The sequence below is a fragment of the Bradyrhizobium sp. WYCCWR 13022 genome (assembly GCF_030435535.1).
Taxonomy (GTDB): Bacteria; Pseudomonadota; Alphaproteobacteria; order Rhizobiales; family Xanthobacteraceae; genus Bradyrhizobium.
This window is the reverse complement of record NZ_JAUIZJ010000002.1, coordinates 515,109-533,567: the sequence shown is the minus strand read 5'-3', so window position 1 is coordinate 533,567 and position 18,459 is coordinate 515,109. Positions and strand designations below refer to the sequence as shown.

The following is an 18,459-nucleotide window of genomic DNA, read 5'->3' as shown; positions in this document are numbered from 1 at the left end:
TCTGTCACCCTTTCCGCGCAGTTTAGCGCCGCCGCGGCGTTCGTCCGCGATTTCCGGGAGTGCCTTCATGATCGGTCTGGTTCGCGCCGTCACATTCTGCGCCGTGCTGGCGTTTGGCCTGGGAGCGGCCCATGCCGCAGACAAGGCGTTCAGGCGCGACGATCTCGCCGATTCCGCGATCAAGCTGGAGGCGCAGATCAAGAGCGAGGCGGGGCCGGTCGGCAAGACCAATGCGACGCTGAAGACGGACGTCGACGCCGCCTTCAAGCGCAACGACTACCGTACCGGCCTCTCGGTGCTCGGCCAGATCGCCGCGACCACGCCAGAGGACGCCGGCAACTGGCTGCGGCTCGCAAAAGTCATCTTCCAGATCACGCCGAAGAGCTCGAGCGAGCAGACATTCCTCTGGGAGCGCGCTTCGACTGCCGCCTACATCGCTTACATGCGTGCGGGCAATGCGGGCGAGGAAGCCGATGCGCTCGCCGTGCTCGGCAAATCGCTCGCTGAACGGCATCTGTTCCGGCCGGCGTTGGACGCATTGCGGCTGTCGCTGGATATGCGCGAGGTCGCGGATGTCCGTGGTCAGTATGAGAAGCTGCGCGACGAGCACGGTTTCCGGCTGCTCGACTACACCGTGGACTCGGATTCGGCGAGCCCGCGCGCCTGCTTCCAGTTCTCGGAAGAACTCGCCAAGCGCACAGATTTCGCGCCGTTTCTGGCGCTGGCAGGCACAGACAAGCCGGCGCTGTCGGTCGAGGGCAAGCAGCTCTGCGTCGACGGGCTGAAGCACGGCGAGCGCTACAACGTCAATCTGCGCGCAGGTCTGCCGTCGACCGTCAAGGAAGGCCTGCCGAAATCGGCCGAGTTCAACATCTATGTGCGCGACCGCAAGCCGTTCGTGCGCTTCACCAGCCGCGCCTATGTGCTGCCGCGCACCGGCCAACGCGGCATTCCCGTGGTCAGCGTCAACACGACCGCGGTGAACATCAACGTGTTCCGCATCGGCGATCGCAACCTGATCAACACGGTGGTGGACAGCGACTTCCAGAAGACGCTGTCGAAATATCAGCTCTCGGATCTCGGGGACGAGCGCGGCGTAAAGGTCTGGTCCGGCGAGCTCGCGACCGCGATGAATCTGAACCAGGACGTCATCACCGCTTTTCCGGTCGATCAGGCGCTGGGCGAGCTCCAGCCCGGCGTCTACGTGATGACGGCGGCGGCCAAGGGTCCGGGCAGTGACGATGATTATCAGCTCGCTACCCAATGGTTCATCGTGTCCGATCTCGGCGTCACGGCCTATTCCGGCAATGACGGCATCCACGTCTTCGTCAATTCGCTGGCCTCGACCGATCCGGTCGGCAAAGCCGAGGTGCGGCTGGTCGCGCGCAACAACGAGATCCTGGCGACGCGCAAGACCGACGATGCAGGCCATGTGCTGTTCGAGGCGGGCCTGGCGCGCGGCGAGGGCGGCCTGTCGCCGGCAATGCTGACGGTCACCGGCGAGAAGGCCGACTATGCCTTCCTCAGCCTGAAGACCTCGGCCTTCGACCTGTCCGACCGCGGCGTCGCGGGCCGCGCGGTGCCTGCGGGCGCCGATGCCTTCGTCTATGCCGAGCGCGGCGTCTATCGCTCCAGCGAGACCGTCTACCTCACCGCGCTGCTGCGCGACGGGCAGGGCAATGCCGTCAATGGCGGGCCGCTGACCCTGGTGATCGAGCGCCCGGATGGCGTCGAATTTCGCCGCGCCATGCTCGCTGACCAAGGCGCCGGCGGCCGCACGCTGGCCGTGCCGCTCAACTCGGCCGTTCCGACCGGGACCTGGCGGGTACGCGCGTTCACCGATCCGAAGGGCTCTTCGGTCGGCGAGACCACGTTCATGGTCGAGGATTACGTTCCTGACCGGATCGAATTCGACTTGTCCGCCAAGGACAAGCTGATCAAAGCTAACGCTCCTGTGGAGCTCAAGGCCGACGGTCATTTCCTCTATGGCGCGCCGGCGTCGGGCCTCAGCCTCGAAGGCGACATGCTGATCGCACCGGCGGCCGAACGGCCGGGCTTTGCCGGCTACCAGTTCGGTGTCGCCGACGAAGAGACCACCTCGAACGAGCGTACGCCGCTGGAGAATTTGCCGGACGCCGACGCCAACGGCGTTGCGACCTTCCCGGTGACGCTGGAGAAGCAGCCGGCCTCGACGCGTCCGCAGGAGGCGCAGATCTTCATCCGCATGGTCGAGACGGGGGGGCGCGCCGTCGAGCGCAAGCTCGTGCTGCCGGTCGCGCCCGCGACCGCGCTGATCGGCATCAAGCCGCTGTTCGGCGACAAGAACGTCGCGGAGGGCGACAAGGCCGAGTTCGACGTCGTGTTCGTCTCCCCCGAGGGCAAGACGCTTGCCCGCGACGGGCTGCGCTACGAACTCCTGAAGATGGAGTCGCGCTACCAGTGGTATCGCCAGAACAATTACTGGGAGTACGAGCCGGTCAAGTCGACCTCGCGCGTCGCCGACGGTGACGTCACGATCGCCGCCGACAAGCCGTCCCGCATCTCGCTGGCGCCGCGCCCTGGCCGCTACCGGCTGGACGTGAAGTCGAACGATGCGGATGGCCCGGTGACCTCGGTGCAGTTCGACGTCGGCTGGTATTCGGACGGCAGTGCCGACACGCCGGACCTGCTGGAGACATCGATCGACAAGCCGCAATATGCCTCCGGCGACACGATGACCGTGTCGGTCAATGCGCGCACCGCCGGCAAGCTCACCGTCAACGTCGTCGGTGACCGCCTGCTGACCACACAAACCATCGACGTCAAGGAAGGCACTGCGCAGGTGAAGATCCCGGTCGGCCGAGACTGGGGCACCGGTGCCTATGTGGTGGCGACGCTGCGCCGTCCACTCGATGCGGCGGCCCAGCGCATGCCGGGCCGTGCGATCGGCTTGAAATGGTTCGGCATCGACAAGCAGGCCCGCACGCTTTCCGTCAAGCTGACGCCGCCGGATCTGATCCGGCCGAATTCGATGCTGAAGATCCCGGTCAAGCTCGACGGGCTCAATCCCGGCGAGGACGCCAAGGTGGTGATCGCTGCGGTCGATGTCGGCATCCTCAACCTCACCAATTACAAGCCGCCGGCGCCGGATGATTATTATCTCGGCCAGCGCCAGTTGAGCGCCGAGATCCGCGATCTCTATGGGCAACTGATCGACGGCATGTCGGGGACGCGAGGCCAGATCAAATCCGGCGGCGACGCAGGGGCTGCCGAGCTGCAGGGGTCGCCGCCCGCGCAGAAACCGCTGGCGCTCTATTCCGGCATCGTCACGGTTGGCGCCGACGGCACGGTCGAAGTCAGCTTCGACATTCCTGATTTCGCCGGCACCGCGCGCGTGATGGCGGTGGCTTGGACGGCGACAAAGCTCGGCCGCGCCAACACCGACGTCGTGATCCGCGATCCCGTCGTGCTGACCACGACGCTGCCGCGCTTCCTGCTCAATGGCGACCACGGCACGGTCAATCTCGAGATCGACAATGTCGAGGGCCAGGCTGGCGACTACGTCATCAGCGTCAAGACCGGCGGCCCGGTGAAGATGTCAGGCAATGCTGCCACCACCGTCAAGCTCGCCGCCAAGCAGCGCAATTCGTTTGCATTGGCGCTCGATGCGACCGCGGCGGGTCCGGCGACGCTCGACGTCGACATCAGGGGGCCGAATGGACTGGCCCTCGCGCGCCACTATGCGCTCGACGTCAAGGCGGCGACGCAAGTCCTGGCGCGGCGTTCGATCCGCACGCTGGCGAAGGGTGAGAGCCTGACGCTGACCTCGGACATGTTCTCCGACCTCGTGCCGGGCACCGGCAGCGTCTCGGTCTCGGCGAGCCTGTCGACCGCGCTCGACGCGGCGACGATCCTCAAAGCGCTTGACCGCTATCCCTATGGCTGCTCGGAGCAGATCACCAGCCGCGCGATGCCGCTGCTCTACGTCAACGATCTCGCGGCCGGGGCGCATCTGGCCATGGACACCGAGGTCGACCAGCGCATCCGCGATGCGATCGAGCGGCTCTTGGCGCGCCAGGGCTCGAACGGCTCGTTCGGCCTGTGGTCGGCGGGCGGCGACGATGCGTGGCTCGATGCATACGTGACTGATTTCCTCACCCGCGCTCGTGAAAAGGGCTTTGTGGTGCCTGACGTCCTGTTCAAGAACGCGCTGGATCGTATCCGCAACTCCGTCGTCAACGGCAACGAGCCGGAGAAGGACGGCGGCCGCGATCTCGCATACGGCCTCTACGTGCTCGCCCGCAACGGAGCGGCGCCGATCGGCGATCTCCGCTATCTCGCCGACACCAAGCTGAGCAATCTGGCGACGCCGATCGCCAAGTCTCAGCTTGCGGCGGCGCTCGCCCTGGTCGGCGACCGCAACCGCGCCGAGCGGGTCTATGGTGCAGCGCTCGACAGCCTCGCGCCAAAGCCGGTGCTGGAGTTCGGCCGCAGCGACTACGGCTCGCAGCTTCGCGACGCCGCAGCGCTCGTTTCCCTCGCGAGCGAAGGCAACGCGCCGAAGGCAACGCTGACGCAGGCCGTGGCGCGGGTCGAAACCGCGCGCGGGCTCACGCCCTACACCTCCACGCAGGAGAATGCGTGGTTGGTACTGGCGGCGCGGGCGCTTGCGAAGGAGAACCTGTCGATCGATGTCGACGGCCAGCCGGTCAAGACCGCGCTCTACCGCAGCTACAAGGCTGACGCGCTGAGCGCCAAGCCGCTGAAGATCACCAACACCGGCGATGCGCCGGTGCAGACGGTGATCTCGGTGTCGGGCTCGCCGGTCACGCCGGAGCCGGCGGCGTCGAACGGCTTCAAGATCGAGCGGAACTATTTTACGCTCGACGGCAAGCCGGCCGATATCAGCAAGGTCAGGCAGAACGATCGCTACGCCGTGGTGTTGAAGATTACGGAAGCCAAGCCCGAGTACGGCCACATCATGGTGTCCGACTATCTGCCGGCGGGCCTCGAGATCGACAATCCCAAGCTGGTGTCGTCGGGCGACAGCGGCACGCTGGACTGGATCGAGGACGGTGCGGAGCCCGCGGATACCGAGTTCCGTGACGACCGTTTCACCGCGGCCGTGGATCGTGCCTCGGACTCCAAGGCGGTGTTCACCGTCGCCTACGTCGCGCGCGTCGTCTCGCCCGGCAAATACGTGCTGCCGCAGGCCTATGTCGAGGACATGTACAATCCCTCGCGCTACGGCCGCACCGGCACGGGGACCGTCGAGGTGCGGGCAGCGAAGTGAGTGGCGAGATGAACGAAGCCAATCAAGTATCTCGTCATTCCGGGGCGGCTCGGAGAGCCGAACCCGGAATCTCGAGGTTCCGGATCTGGTCCTTCGGACCATCCCGGAACGACGGCAGCAGGGGAGGACGCACAACCATGCGCATCCTCTCCGCCCTCGCTTTCACGCTGATCCTCGCCATCATCGGCTTCGTCGGCTGGGTCTATTCCCTCGGCCCGCTGCCGCTCGACGAGGCGCGCCGCGTTTCGACCTCCGTGGTCGACCGCAACGGAAAGCTGTTGCGCGCCTTTGCCATGGCCGATGGGCGCTGGCGGCTGCCGGTCGATGCCAGGACAAACGTCGATCCGACTTATCTCAAGTTGCTGTTCGCCTATGAAGACCAGCGTTTCTATGTCCATGACGGCATCGATCCGCTGGCGCTGGGCCGCGCGGCGTTGCAGCTCGGAACGCGCGGGCACATCGTATCAGGCGGCTCGACCATCTCGATGCAGCTCGCCCGGCTGATGGAGCCGCGGCGGCAGCGCTCGCTCTACGCGAAACTGCACCAGATCGTCCGCGCGATCGAGCTGGAGCGCAGCTTGAGCAAGGACGAGATCCTCAACCTCTACCTCGCGCTCGCGCCCTATGGCGGCAATCTCGAGGGCATCCGCGCCGCTTCGATCGCCTATCTCGGCAAGGAGCCGAAGCGGCTGTCGCTGGCGGAAGCCGCGCTGCTGGTGGCGCTGCCGCAATCGCCGGAAACGCGCCGGCTCGACCGTCATCCGGAAGCCGCGCGCATCGCCCGCGATCGCGTGCTCGATCGCATGGTCGAGGAGCATGTCGTCAGCGCTGAGGACGCGAAGCAGGCCAAGGCGGTGCCTGTGCCGAAACTGCGCAAGCCCATGCCGATCCTGGCGCCGCATGCCTCCGACAGCGCGCTGGCGACCGTCAAGGACGCGCCGGTGATCAAGCTGACGCTGGATTCCAATCTTCAAAAGGTGCTGGAGCCCCTGGCACGTGACCGCGCCATTGCGCTGGGACCGAACATCTCGGTCGGCATCATCGTCGTCGACGTCGAGAGCGGCGACGTGCTCGCCCGCGTCGGCTCTGCCGGTTATTTCGACGACAGCCGGGCAGGGCAGGTCGACATGACCCGCGCCATTCGCTCGCCAGGCTCGACGCTGAAGCCGTTCATCTACGGCCTCGCCTTCGAAGACGGCTTCGTTCACCCTGATAGCCTGATCGACGATCGTCCGGTGCGCTTCGGCTCGTACGCCCCGGAAAATTTCGACATGACGTTCCAGGGCACGGTGCCGGTGAAGAAGGCGCTGCAGCTGTCGCTGAACGTGCCGGCGATCGTGCTGCTCGACCGCGTCGGCTCGAGCCGGCTGGCGTCGCGGCTGCGGCAGGCCGGCGGCAACCTCGTTCTGCCCAAGGACGAGGCACCGGGGCTCGCGATGGGCCTCGGCGGCGTCGGCGTGAGCCTTCAGGACCTCGTACAGCTCTATGCAGGCTTTCCCCGGCTCGGGATCACCAAGCCTCTGCGCGAGATCGTGACGGTCAAGGACGACCGCGAGTCGCTGCGGCTGCTGGACCCGGTCGCGGCCTGGCAGGTCGGCAACGTGCTGCTGGGAACCCCGCCGCCGGAGAACGCGGTCCATAACCGCATTGCCTTCAAGACCGGCACGTCCTACGGCTATCGCGATGCCTGGTCGGTCGGGTTCGATGGCCGGATGACCATCGGCGTCTGGGTCGGCCGGCCCGACGGGGCGCCGGTTCCCGGCCTGATCGGGCGCGTCGCCGCGGCGCCCATCCTGTTCGACGCCTTTGCGCGGACCGGCAAGACGCTGGCCCCGCTGCCCAAGCCACCCAAGGGAACCCTGGTCGCCAGCAACGCGAAGTTGCCGCTGCCGTTGAAGCGGTTCCGCCCCGTTGGGGAACTCGTGCGCACCGGCGGCGAGCAGGCACTCCATATCCAGTTCCCACTTAACGGCTCCCGGATCGACGTGGATCGCTCAGGCGGAGCCGAGGCCGCCGCCATGCCCGTCAAGGTCGCCGGCGGGGTGTTGCCGATGACGGTCATGGTTAACGGTAAGTCACTCGGTGAGATCGACGGACGGCGCCAGCGCCTGATCGATCCGCCCGGCCTGGGGTTTGCACGGCTGACCGTGATAGACGCTACGGGCGCCGCGGACACAGTTGTCATTCGAATTCAATGACGGTGGCTCAAGCGGTTGTGGCGATGGCGGTTTCAGCGTAAGCGGAACCAATGGCCGAGACCTACCTAACACCCCGTTTTGGAGCGCCCCGAGAGCCGAAACAGCCCGCAAATCCGGGCAGCCGGCTCGTGCTGATGCTCGACTTCGTCACCGCCAGCCACGCGCGTGCCGTGAGCTTTCTGGTGCTGTGCGCGCTGCTGCTGTTCCTGCCCGGCTTCTTCACCATCCCGCCGGTCGACCGTGACGAGGCGCGCTTTGCGCAGGCCACCAAGCAGATGGTCGAGAGCGGCGACTATGTCGACATCCGCTTCCAGGAGGATGTGCGCTACAAGAAACCGGTCGGCATCTACTGGTTGCAATCCGCGGCGGTCGAAGCGGCCACCGCGCTGAAGCTGCCGAAGGCCGAACTGCGGATCTGGGTCTATCGGCTGCCCTCGCTGTTCGGTGCCATCGGCGCGGTGCTGACGACCTATTGGGCGGCGCTCGGCTTCGTGACGCGACGCGCCGCAGTGCTTGCTGCGCTCCTGATGTCCGCCTCCGTGCTGCTGGGGGTCGAGGCGCGTCTCGCCAAGACCGACGCCGTGCTGCTGTTCTCGGTGGTCGCCGCGATGGGGGCGATGGCGCGGGCCTATCTGTCGTGGCAGCGCGCCGAGGACGAGACCCATCCGCCCTGGAGCTGGCCCGCGATCTTCTGGACCGCGCTCGCCGTCGGCATCCTGATCAAGGGGCCGCTGATCCTGATGTTCGCGGGGCTCACTATCATCGCACTCGCGATCCAGGACCGCGATTCCTCCTGGCTGTGGCGCTTGCGTCCCGTCTGGGGCCTGATGTGGATGCTGGTGCTGGTGTTGCCCTGGTTCGTCGCGATCTTCTGGCGCGCGGGCGATGCATTCTTCGCCGACTCCGTCGGCGGCGACATGCTGAGCAAGCTCAGCGCGCAGGAATCCCATGGTGCGCCGCCCGGTCTCTACCTGGTGCTGTTCTGGATCACCTTCTGGCCGGGCGCGCCGCTGGCGGCGATGGCGACGCCTGCGGTGTGGCGGGCGCGTCGCGAGCCCGGGGCGCAATTCCTGCTGGCCTGGCTGATCCCGTCCTGGATCGTGTTCGAGGCGGTGCTGACCAAGCTGCCGCATTACGTGCTGCCACTCTATCCGGCGATCGCGATCCTCACCGCCGGTGCGCTGGAGCGGAACGTGTTGTCGCGCTCCTGGCTGGCGCGCGGCTCGGCCTGGTGGTTCGCGATCCCCGCCGGGGCGTCGATCATCGCGGTGGTCGGCGCCGTCATGCTGACGCGCCAGCCGGCTTTCGTCGCCTGGCCCTTCATCGCGGCCTCGCTGATCTTCGGCCTGTTCGCCTGGTGGCTGTTCGACACCAACCGCGCCGAGCGTTCGCTGCTGAACGCGCTGGTCGCGGCGCTAATGCTGGCGGTGGTGGTCTACGGCATCGTGCTGCCCTCGCTGACGCCGTTGTTTCCGAGCATCGAGATTGCGCGCGCGCTCCGCAACGTGACCTGCGTCGGGCCCAAGGCGGCCTCGGCCGGCTATGCCGAGCCCAGCCTCGTCTTCCTCACGGGCACCCAGACGCTGCTGACCGACGGCTCTGGCGCTGCCGATTTTCTCCGGCAGGGAAGCTGCCGGTTTGCACTGATCGAGCAGCGCTCGGAACGCAGCTTCGTGCAGCGCGCCGAGGCGATCGGGCTGCGCTACAAGGTCGGCGCGCGCATCGACGGCTATAACTTCTCGCAAGGACGCGCGATCTCGATCTCGATCTTCCGCTCCGAGGGCACCGAATAGGATGTCTGATACCACCAACGTTGCGCCGCGCGCGAGCTATCCCGTGCAGCTGATCACGGTCGCTGGCCATGCGCTGGCGCAACTGGTGCGTACGCCTTCTCATTCCCGCCGTGCCGCGGCAGCGCGAAAGCTCGCGCGGCATTCGCTCTGGCTCAGTGCGGCCGGCGCCGCCCTGGTCATCGTGCTGATGCTCGCGTTCGATCGGACCGAGATCCAGCTGATGCCGGCGCGCGACACGCCGGCGCTCTGGCCGATCCGCATCCTCACCGATTTCGGCAGGGACGAGAATGTGCTCTCGGTGCTGGGCGTGGCCCTGGTGATCGTGGCGCTCTTTGCCGGCGGGATGCATGGTACCCGCCGCGCGCTGCTGCTCGGCTTCGGCACGAGGCTGCAATATCTGTTTCTGTCCGTTGCCCTGTCGGTGTTCGTCACCGAGATCCTGAAATATCTCATCGGCCGCGGACGTCCTTTCGTCGGCGGCAAGGCCGATCCGTTCAACTTCATCCCGCTCGAAGGCACGGGGGCTTATGCCAGCCTGCCGTCGGGTCACGCGGTGACGGCATTCGCCCTGGCCTTTGCGGTCTCCGCGCTCTGGCCACGCCTGCGCGTGTTCATGTTTACTTACGCGATCGTGATCCTGCTGACGCGCCTGGTGCTGCTGGCGCATCATCCGAGTGACGTCACGGCTGGTGCCCTGGTCGGCATGGTCGGCGCCATGGCGGTCCGCTACTGGTTTGCGGCGCGCCGGCTCGCTTTTGCCATCCGGGCCGACGGCACCATCGTGCCGCTTCCGGGCCGCCTCAAAAGGGTTGCCCGCGGGGCATCTGCCCCATAAAAGCGGCTGCTTCCCGGGTCTGCCGGTTCCCCGGAGGCAGGCCAATTCCAACCACGAGCTTCGATTTGTCGTCGTCCCAGCCTTCGGTTTCCATCGTCGTCCCCGTGCGCAACGAAGCCGACAACATTGCGCCCCTGATCGAGGAGATCGCGGCCGCGCTCGATGGCCGCTGGGTCTATGAGATCATCTATGTCAACGACGGCTCGACCGATGCGACCGGCGAGCGGCTCGCGGCCATCATGGCGCAGCGGGACAATCTGCGGCAGTTGCGTCACGCCAAATCGACCGGCCAGTCGGCGGCGGTGCGCAGCGGCGTGCGCGCGGCCCACGGCACGATCGTGGCAACGCTCGATGGCGACGGCCAGAACAATCCGGCCTTCCTGCCGGACCTGATCGCGGCGGTCGAGAAGGGCGTCAATGTCGGGCTTGCCGCCGGACAGCGCGTCGGGCGCAAGGACACCGGCTTCAAGAAGCTTCAGTCGCGCATCGCCAACGGCGTGCGCGGCTCCATCCTGAACGACGGTACCCGCGATACCGGCTGCGGGCTAAAGGCATTCCGGCGCGATGTGTTCCTGATGATGCCCTATTTCGACGGATTGCACCGCTTCCTGCCCGCTTTGGTGCGCCGCGAGGGCTACGAGATCGCCTATGTCGATGTGATCGACCGGCCGCGCCATTCGGGCGTTTCAAACTATGGTTTCTTCGACCGCCTGTGGATCGGCATCATGGATCTCGCCGGCGTGTGGTGGCTGATCCGCCGCAAGAAGCCGACGCCAGAAGTGACCGAGGTGAAGGCATGATCATCCAATATGGCCAAGCGTTGAGCAATTATCTCTACGACGTCTTCGTCGCCAAGTTCGATTTCTGGCTCGCCTTCGGCCTCGTCGCGCAGCTGTTCTTCACCGCGCGCTTCCTGGTGCAATGGATCGCGAGCGAGCGCGCCGGCAACAGCGTGGTGCCGATCGCGTTCTGGTTCTGCTCGATGGGCGGCGGCATGATGACGCTGGTCTACGGCGTCGTGAAACGCGAGCCGGTCATCATTCTCGGTCAGGCGCTGGCGACCGTGATCTATGTCCGCAACATCATGCTGATCATCAAGAACCGCGGCCGCGCGTCGAAGACGCTGGATCGCTGATCCCTGGCCCTGATCTAGCGGGGCAGCGCCGTGGCACCGGCGGCGGGCAGGGCTGATGTCTCCGCCTCGGGTCGGCGATAGGGCTCGCCCGCCGCGTCCAGCACGGATAGGCGACCGAGCAGATATGGGAATGGATGCGCCGCAGATCGCGCAGCACGTCCAGATGCAGCGACGTCGTCTCGATGGTCTCGGGGCGGCCCTCGCGCAGCCGGTCGAGATGGCGCTCCACGGCGGCAAGCTCGGTGTTCTTCAGCGCGGTTTTTTCCACCAGCAGCTTGCGGGCCTCGTTGGCGTCGCCCGACATGAAGACGCCGAAGGCGATCCGCAGCGAATCCATCGTGCGCTTGTGGAAGGCTGCGAGCTCCTCGGCGCCCTCGGCCGAGAACTGGAAGCGCCGCTTGATCTTCTTGGTGGCGAGCTCGCTCAAATTCTTATCGATGATGTCGCCGATATGCTCGAGGTTGATCGCGAAGGAGATGATCTCCATCGCGCGCCGGCCCTCGCTCTCGTCGAGACTGCCGCGGGTCAGTTTTGTGACATAGAGCTTGATGGCTTCGTCCAGGCTGTCAACGACATTGTCGGTCTTCGAGACCTGGTCGACCAGGGAGCGGTCGCCGGTCATCATCGCGGCCATCACCTTGCGCAGCATGGTTTCGACCAGATCGCCCATGCGCAGCGTCTCGCGTGCTGCATCGGCGAGCGCAAGCGAGGGCGTCTCCAGCGCGGTCTCGTCGAGATAGCGCGGCCGGGCGGGATCGGTTTCCTGAACGCGATCGGGCAGGAAGCGGGTCAGCAGGCGCGACATGGTGTCGAGCAGGCCGATGAAGAGGAGGGCCGTTCCGACGTTGAAAGCGATGTGGAACGCCGCGATCATCTTGGCGAGATCGGGCTGCCAGGCATGCATGTGAACAGCGATCGTGCCCAGGAACGGCAGGACCAGCGCGATGCCGATGACACGATTGACGAGATTGCCGGCCGGCAGGCGATAGCTCGCGGGATCGTCGCGCCTTGCCCCTTCGAACACGGGGTTGACGGCACTGCCGAGATTGGCCCCGAGCACGAGCGCCAGCGCCGCATCTGAGGTGATGAACTGCGAATAGGCCAGCGACATGATCAGCAGCACGCTGGCGACGCTGGAATGCACGGCCCAGGTCAGGAGAGCGGCGACGATGATGCACAGGATGGGGTCGCCGGTGATGGCCGACATCACCACGCGCACGCCCGGCGCGTTCTCCGCCGGCGCCAGCGTGTCGAGCAGGATGTGCAGCGACAGCAGCATCAGTCCGAGGCCGATGAAGAGCCGGCCGATATCCTTGATCCGCGAGCGCGGGCCGGAGCGGAAGGCGACGAGGCCGAGCACGAACAGCACGGGCGCGACGGCTGCGATGTTGAACGACAGCGCCTGCACGATCAGCGTCGTGCCGACATTGGCCCCCAGCATGATGGCGAGCGCGGCGACGAGGCTGAGCAGGCCCTCGGCGGCAAAGGAGCTGGTGAGGAGCGCGGTCGCCGTGCTGCTCTGAAGCAGTGCGGTAAGGCCGAGGCCCGCGGCGAACGCGCTGAAGCGGTTGCCGAGCGCCTTGCCGAGCAGGCGTCGCAAATCGGGGCCAAAGGCGCGCAGGATGCCGCTCTGGACCATGTGCAGGCCCCACAGCAGCAGCGCTACGCCGCCCATCAGGTCGAGCAGAACCAACGTTCCCATGCTCCGTGTCCGGATCGAGAGTCGATTGGTGAGGCTAGCGCCAAATGCTTGAGGTTCAAACCATTTCTTGGCGCATCGGCGTTAACGTCCGCGCGCCGTGCTCGTTCCCGCCGCGGGGTGCATCGGCACGTCCGCCGCGGGGTGCATTGGCGCGTCCGCAGGCGCATTGCCCCGTGAGCAGGCTCACAGTGCCGCTTTGAGGGCAGCGAAACCGCGATCGAGGTCGGCCTTGAGGTCGTCGACGCTCTCGAGCCCGATATGGAGCCGCAGCGTCGGGCCGCCCGGCGCCCACTTGGTCGCGGTGCGATAGGCGTCACAGTCGAAGGGAATCGCAAGGCTCTCGAAGCCGCCCCAGGAAAAGCCCATGCCGAACAGCTTGAGCGAGTTGAGCATGGCGTCGACGGCGCTCTGCGGCGCTGGCTTGAGCACGATGCTGAACAGGCCCGAGGCGCCGGTGAAGTCGCGCTTCCAGATCGCATGACCCGGATCGGTCTCGAGCCCCGGGTGCAGAACGCGTGCGACCTCGGGTCTTGCGGCAAGCCAACGCGCCATCTCCAGACCGGAACGATGATGCTGGGCGAGGCGCACCGACAGCGTGCGCAGGCCGCGCAGCGCGAGGAAGACGTCATCTGGACCGGCGCAGACGCCGAGCAGGCGGATGCCTTCGGCGATCTGCGGCCAGGTCTTGGCATTGGCCGAGATCGTGCCGAACATGATGTCGGAATGGCCGCCGATGTATTTGGTGGCAGCCTGCATGCTGATATCGACGCCCTGCTCGAGCGAGCGATGGTAGAGCGGCGTCGCCCAGGTGTTGTCGTCGATGACGAGCGCGTCGCGCGCATGCGCAATGTGGGCGATGGCGCGAATGTCGGGCATCTCGAAAGATTGCGAGCCGGGCGCTTCGACCAGAACCGCGCGGGTGTTCGGCTTGAACAGCTTCTCGATGCCGGCGCCGATCAGCGGATCAAAATAGGTGGTCTCGACGCCGTAACGGGCCAGCATGCCGTTGCAGAAATTGCGCGAAGGCCGATAGATGTTGTCAACGACCAGGATGTGGTCGCCGGCCTTCAGCACCGAGAGCAGGGTGGTCGAAATCGCCGAAAGCCCCGACGGCACGATGCCGACGCCGGCGCATTGCGGTCCCTCCAGCGCCATCAGCGTGTCCTGGAACGCCCTGGTGGTTGGGGTACCGTGCCGGCCATAGGTGAATTCGCCGCGATGGGCATGCAGATCCTCGGCGGTCGGATAGAGCACGGTCGAGCCGTGGAACACCGGCGGATTGACGAACCCCTTCTGCGCCTTGGTGTCGCGGCCGGAGGTGACCAGCCGGGTCTCGGCGTGCTGCTGTGCGGGGTGCGAAGAATCCATGCGTCTGCTTCCAAAAGGCGTTTGGGCCGGGCGCGGATCGCACGGCCGGGACGGCCGGGAGGCCGCAAACGTTAATAACAGAACACAGAAGAGTCCCGTCAACCCCTTGACCCGGCTCGCCAGTCGTTCTGTGATGCGCAGGTGCTATTCAGTCGCCGCATGTTGAGGGGCAGCCGCGACCTTCGATCCATCGTTTGACCGGACCTTGCGTCACAGCCATCAAGGCGGGCGCCAGCGGCGGGGATTAGGGTGTGGCGTGCGGCCTCTCGGGATGGGCGGGTGTTCGGCAAGGTTTTCCAGCATGACTCTTGCAAGGCGGATCCTAAATAGGATTGCCCTGGCAGAGACGATCCTGAGACAACGTTCCTGTCCTTGAGACGACCTTGAAAGGCCTTTAGCCCATGAAACGCGTAACCCTGGCTCTCACTTTCGCACTCGCCGCCGGCCTGACTGCCCAAGCCGCCGACGCGCAAACGCTCAAGACCGTCAAGGAGCGGGGCGTATTGTCCTGCGGCGTCAGCCAGGGGCTGCCTGGCTTCTCCTCGCCCGACGACAAGGGCAACTGGACCGGCCTCGACGTCGATGTCTGCCGCGCGATCGCAGCCGCCATCTTCAACGATCCGACCAAAGTCAAATACGTGCCGACCTCGGCCAAGGACCGTTTTACCGCGCTGCAATCCGGCGAGATCGACGTGCTGTCGCGCAACACCACCTGGACCATCTCGCGCGACACCTCGCTCGGCGCCAACTTCACCGGCGTGACCTATTATGACGGGCAGGGCTTCATGGTGAAGAAGTCGCTCAAGGTGAATTCCGCGCTGGAACTGAACAGCGCTTCGGTCTGCGTGCAGACCGGCACCACCACGGAGCAGAATCTGGCCGACTACTTCAAGGCCAACAACATGAAGTATGAGGTGATCGCGTTCGGCACCAACGACGAAACCATCAAGGCCTACGAGGCCGGCCGCTGCGACGTCTTCACCACCGACCAGTCCGGCCTCTATGCCAATCGCCTGAAGCTCGCCAATCCCAACGACCACATGGTTCTGCCGGAGATCATCTCGAAGGAGCCGCTCGGCCCGATGGTGCGCCACGGCGACGACCAGTGGTTCGATCTCGTGAAGTGGACGCTGTTCGCGATGGTCACCGCCGAGGAACTCGGCATCACGTCCAAGAATGTCGACGAAAAAGCCAAGATCGAGAATCCGGAGCTGAAACGCGTCCTCGGCACCGACGGCAATTTCGGCGAACAGCTCGGCCTGACCAAGGACTGGGTCGTCCGCATCGTGAAGGCCGTCGGCAATTACGGCGAGTCTTTCGATCGCAACGTCGGCGCGGGCTCGCCGCTCGCCATCAATCGCGGTCTGAACAATCTCTGGAACAAGGGTGGTCTCCAGTACGCGCCGCCGATCCGCTGATCCCGCTCGATCGGCCGGCGCACGGCAATGAGCACCTCAGCCCGTAAACCGCCGCTCCAGATCGCGCTGAAGATCAGGCGCATTCTGGGCGGCAAGGCAGGCTGGAACGGCGTCGCCGTCCAGTTTGCCTTCGCTGCGGTGCTGGGCTGGATTGCCTACGAGATCATCTCCAATGCCCGCGCCAATCTCGAAAACCAGCACATCGCCGCCGGCTTCGGCTTCCTCAGCAACAACGCCGGCTTCGACGTCAACCAGACCCTGATCTCCTACACCGGCTCGGACACGTTCCTGCGGGTGTTCGTGGTCGGACTACTCAACACGCTCGTGGTCTCCGTGGTGGGCATCGTGTTCGCCACGGTGATCGGCTTCATCGTCGCATTGTGCCGGCTGTCGCCGAACTGGCTGGTTTCGCGAATCGGCGAGATCTACGTCGAGATCATCCGCAATCTGCCGCTGCTGTTCCAGATCCTGTTCTGGTACCTGGCGGTGCTCGCGGCGCTGCCCAATCCCAGGCAGAGCATCTCGCTGTTCGGCGTCGCCTTCATCAGCAACCGGGGCCTCGTCATTCCGCAGCCGATCGGGCAGGCGGGCCTTGCGCCGTTCCTGACGGTGCTGGGATTTGGCATCGTCACGGCGCTGGCCCTGCGCATTTATGCGCGGCGGGCGCTGTTCCAGCGCGGGCAGATGATCCGCATCTGGCCTTACGTGCTGGGCCTCGTGATCGGGCTGCCCCTCGTCACCATGGGGGTGTTCGGTTTGCCCCTCACGGTCGAGCTGCCGCAGCTCAAGGGTTTCAACTTCGCCGGCGGCGCGCGCATCATTCCGGAATTCGTCGCGCTGACCTTGGCGCTGTCGACCTATACCGCGGCCTTCATCGCCGAGATCGTGCGCGCCGGCATCCTGTCGGTCCACAAGGGACAGATGGAGGCGGGGTCCTCGCTGGGCCTGAGCCGTGGCACCACGCTGCGGCTGATCGTGGTGCCGCAGGCGATGCGGGTGATCGTGCCGCCGCTGACCAACCAGTACCTCAATCTCACCAAGAATTCGTCGCTGGCGGTCGCAATCGGCTATCCTGACCTCGTGTCGGTCTGGGCCGGCACGTCGCTGAGCCAGACCGGCCAGGCGATCGAGATCATCGCCATGACGATGGGCGTCTATCTCCTGATTTCGCTCTTCACCAGCTTCGTGATGAGCGTCTATGGCTGGCGCCTGAACCGGAGCCTTGGGGCATGACCGACATCGCCGCGTCATCCTTCGTCCGCCAGGACCTGGTCGCCGAGCGTCCGGCGCCGATCAAGACATCGGGCTTCATCGGGACGCTGCGCACCCGCCTGTTCAACTCGCCGACCAACATCCTGCTCACGATCGTCGGTGCGTTGCTGCTCTGGTTCACCATCATCCCGTCGGTCAAATTCCTGATCGTCGATGCGGTATGGACCGGCCAGGATCGCGCCGCCTGCCTGGCCGAGAACGGCGCCTGCTGGCCCTACATCCAGGCCAAGCTGCCGCAGCTGATCTACGGCTTCTATCCCGAAGCCGAGCGCTGGCGGGTCAATTTTGCGCTGATGCTGGCAGCAGTGCTGCTGCTCCCGCTCTTGATTCCACGGCTGCCGGCGAAGGGGCTCAACGCCAGCCTTTTCTTCTTTGCCTTTCCGGTCGTCGCGTTCTTCCTGCTGCATGGCGGCGGCATCAGCGGCTTTGGTCTCAGCTGGACGGCCGGCCTGCTGGAATTGTTCGACGACAGCATCGTCAGCGCCGGGCAGGTGCTGCTCAGCCTGAGCAAGACATCGGCGATCGCGCCGATCTTGTGGGTCGTCGGCAGTCTGATCGTTTTGATCGGCAACGCCATTCATTGGCTGATCTTTCCGCTGACCTGGCTGCGCGATCAGCTGGAGGCGTCGGGGCAGTCGCTCTGGACCGATTTCTTCATCACGACCGTCGTCGTGTCCTTGATTGCGTTCGTGATGGGCGGAGGCGTGCGGACGGGATGGCGCCCCCTGGCGGCAAGCATCGCGACCTTCATTGCGATCGCCGCTGTGATCAAGCTGATGGGGCTCGATCACGGCGGGCTTCCCGTCGTCCAGACCAGGCTGTGGGGCGGTCTTCTGGTGACGCTGGTGGTGTCGGTCGCCGGCATCGTCACCTCGTTGCCGATCGGCATCGCGCTCGCGCTCGGCCGCCGGTCCAGCATTCCGCTGATCCGGATCTTCGCGATTGCCTTCATCGAATTCTGGCGCGGCGTGCCGCTGATCACCGTGCTGTTCTTCGCCACCTACATGCTGCCGCTGTTCCTGCCCGGCAATTTCTCCGTCGACGGCCTCGTCCGCGCGCTGATCGGCATCGCGCTGTTCACGGGCGCCTATCAGGCCGAGAACGTCCGCGGCGGCCTTGCGGCGATCCCGCGCGGGCAGAGCGAAGCGGCGGCGGCGCTGGGATTGTCCTGGTGGAAGACGACGTCGCTGATCGTGCTGCCGCAGGCGCTCCGCCACGTCATCCCGAACCTCGTCAACAGCTTCATATCGCTGTTCAAGGACACCTCGCTGGTGTCGATCGTCGCGCTGTTCGATCTGCTGGGCTCGCTGCGCGCCTCGTTTGCGGATCCGAAATGGTCGGCGCCGTCGACCTTGTTCACCGGCTTTGCCTTCGCCGGCATCATCTACTTCCTGTTCTGCTTTGGAATGTCGCGCTACTCGCTCTTCGTCGAGCGTCGCCTCAACGCCCATCGTCGCAACTGATCG

General features: G+C 65.6%; 10 protein-coding genes and 1 pseudogene. 9 read left to right on the top strand and 2 right to left on the bottom strand.

The window, feature by feature from the left end:
• The first annotated feature begins 67 nt into the window (after positions 1-67).
• The 6 genes from QY049_RS03500 (at position 68) to QY049_RS03475 (ending at position 11,233) form a co-directional block, all read left to right on the top strand.
• Positions 68-5,272, top strand: coding sequence for an alpha-2-macroglobulin (locus tag QY049_RS03500; RefSeq protein ID WP_301268926.1), 5,205 nt, complete (start codon positions 68-70; stop codon positions 5,270-5,272).
• Between the two features lie 137 nt (positions 5,273-5,409).
• On the top strand, positions 5,410-7,470 hold the full coding sequence (pbpC, locus tag QY049_RS03495) for a penicillin-binding protein 1C (protein WP_301268925.1): 2,061 nt from the start codon (positions 5,410-5,412) through the stop codon (positions 7,468-7,470).
• Between the two features lie 50 nt (positions 7,471-7,520).
• The gene (locus QY049_RS03490; protein ID WP_301268924.1) at positions 7,521-9,263 is read left to right on the top strand and encodes a glycosyltransferase family 39 protein; all 1,743 of its coding nucleotides are present in this window, start codon (positions 7,521-7,523) and stop codon (positions 9,261-9,263) included.
• 1 nt (position 9,264) lies between these two features.
• Entirely contained in the window at positions 9,265-10,098 is an 834-nt protein-coding gene (locus QY049_RS03485; protein ID WP_301268923.1) for a phosphatase PAP2 family protein, read from the top strand.
• Between the two features lie 65 nt (positions 10,099-10,163).
• Complete coding sequence (locus tag QY049_RS03480; RefSeq protein ID WP_301268922.1) at positions 10,164-10,898, top strand: glycosyltransferase family 2 protein; 735 nt, start codon at positions 10,164-10,166, stop codon at positions 10,896-10,898.
• The gene (locus tag QY049_RS03475; RefSeq protein ID WP_194475976.1) at positions 10,895-11,233 is read left to right on the top strand and encodes a lipid-A-disaccharide synthase N-terminal domain-containing protein; all 339 of its coding nucleotides are present in this window, start codon (positions 10,895-10,897) and stop codon (positions 11,231-11,233) included. The genes QY049_RS03480 and QY049_RS03475 overlap by 4 nt, the downstream gene beginning before the upstream one ends.
• Before the next feature lie 14 nt (positions 11,234-11,247).
• Here the strand turns inward: QY049_RS03475 and QY049_RS03470 are convergent.
• Both QY049_RS03470 and metC read right to left on the bottom strand, forming a co-directional pair.
• Positions 11,248-12,935 (bottom strand): annotated as a pseudogene (locus tag QY049_RS03470) (Na/Pi cotransporter family protein).
• A gap of 183 nt (positions 12,936-13,118) precedes the next feature.
• Entirely contained in the window at positions 13,119-14,303 is a 1,185-nt protein-coding gene (gene metC, locus QY049_RS03465) for a cystathionine beta-lyase (RefSeq protein ID WP_194475974.1), read from the bottom strand.
• 401 nt (positions 14,304-14,704) lie between these two features.
• Between metC and QY049_RS03460 the strand changes: the two genes are divergently transcribed.
• From QY049_RS03460 to QY049_RS03450, 3 genes are read left to right on the top strand one after another with little or no spacing between them, the layout of a single operon-like run.
• On the top strand, positions 14,705-15,721 hold the full coding sequence (locus QY049_RS03460) for an amino acid ABC transporter substrate-binding protein (protein ID WP_194475973.1): 1,017 nt from the start codon (positions 14,705-14,707) through the stop codon (positions 15,719-15,721).
• 27 nt (positions 15,722-15,748) lie between these two features.
• Positions 15,749-16,954, top strand: a complete 1,206-nt coding sequence (locus QY049_RS03455; RefSeq protein ID WP_194475972.1) for an amino acid ABC transporter permease — start codon at positions 15,749-15,751, stop codon at positions 16,952-16,954.
• Positions 16,951-18,456 carry an amino acid ABC transporter permease gene (locus QY049_RS03450; protein WP_301268921.1) on the top strand — a complete coding sequence of 502 codons (1,506 nt, stop codon included), beginning with the start codon at positions 16,951-16,953 and terminating at the stop codon, positions 18,454-18,456. Before QY049_RS03455 ends, QY049_RS03450 begins: the two co-directional genes overlap by 4 nt.
• Positions 18,457-18,459: the final 3 nt, after the last annotated feature.

Excerpts from the sequence above, each read along its gene's own strand:
- QY049_RS03500 (WP_301268926.1), top strand. The coding sequence starts at position 68 with ATGATCGGTCTGGTTCGCGCCGTCACATTCTGCGCCGTGCTGGCGTTT.
- pbpC (WP_301268925.1), top strand. The coding sequence starts at position 5,410 with ATGCGCATCCTCTCCGCCCTCGCTTTCACGCTGATCCTCGCCATCATC.
- QY049_RS03490 (WP_301268924.1), top strand. The coding sequence starts at position 7,521 with ATGGCCGAGACCTACCTAACACCCCGTTTTGGAGCGCCCCGAGAGCCG.
- QY049_RS03485 (WP_301268923.1), top strand. The coding sequence starts at position 9,265 with ATGTCTGATACCACCAACGTTGCGCCGCGCGCGAGCTATCCCGTGCAG.
- QY049_RS03475 (WP_194475976.1), top strand. The coding sequence starts at position 10,895 with ATGATCATCCAATATGGCCAAGCGTTGAGCAATTATCTCTACGACGTC.
- metC (WP_194475974.1), bottom strand. The coding sequence starts at position 14,303 with ATGGATTCTTCGCACCCCGCACAGCAGCACGCCGAGACCCGGCTGGTC.
- QY049_RS03460 (WP_194475973.1), top strand. The coding sequence starts at position 14,705 with ATGAAACGCGTAACCCTGGCTCTCACTTTCGCACTCGCCGCCGGCCTG.
- QY049_RS03455 (WP_194475972.1), top strand. The coding sequence starts at position 15,749 with ATGAGCACCTCAGCCCGTAAACCGCCGCTCCAGATCGCGCTGAAGATC.
- QY049_RS03450 (WP_301268921.1), top strand. The coding sequence starts at position 16,951 with ATGACCGACATCGCCGCGTCATCCTTCGTCCGCCAGGACCTGGTCGCC.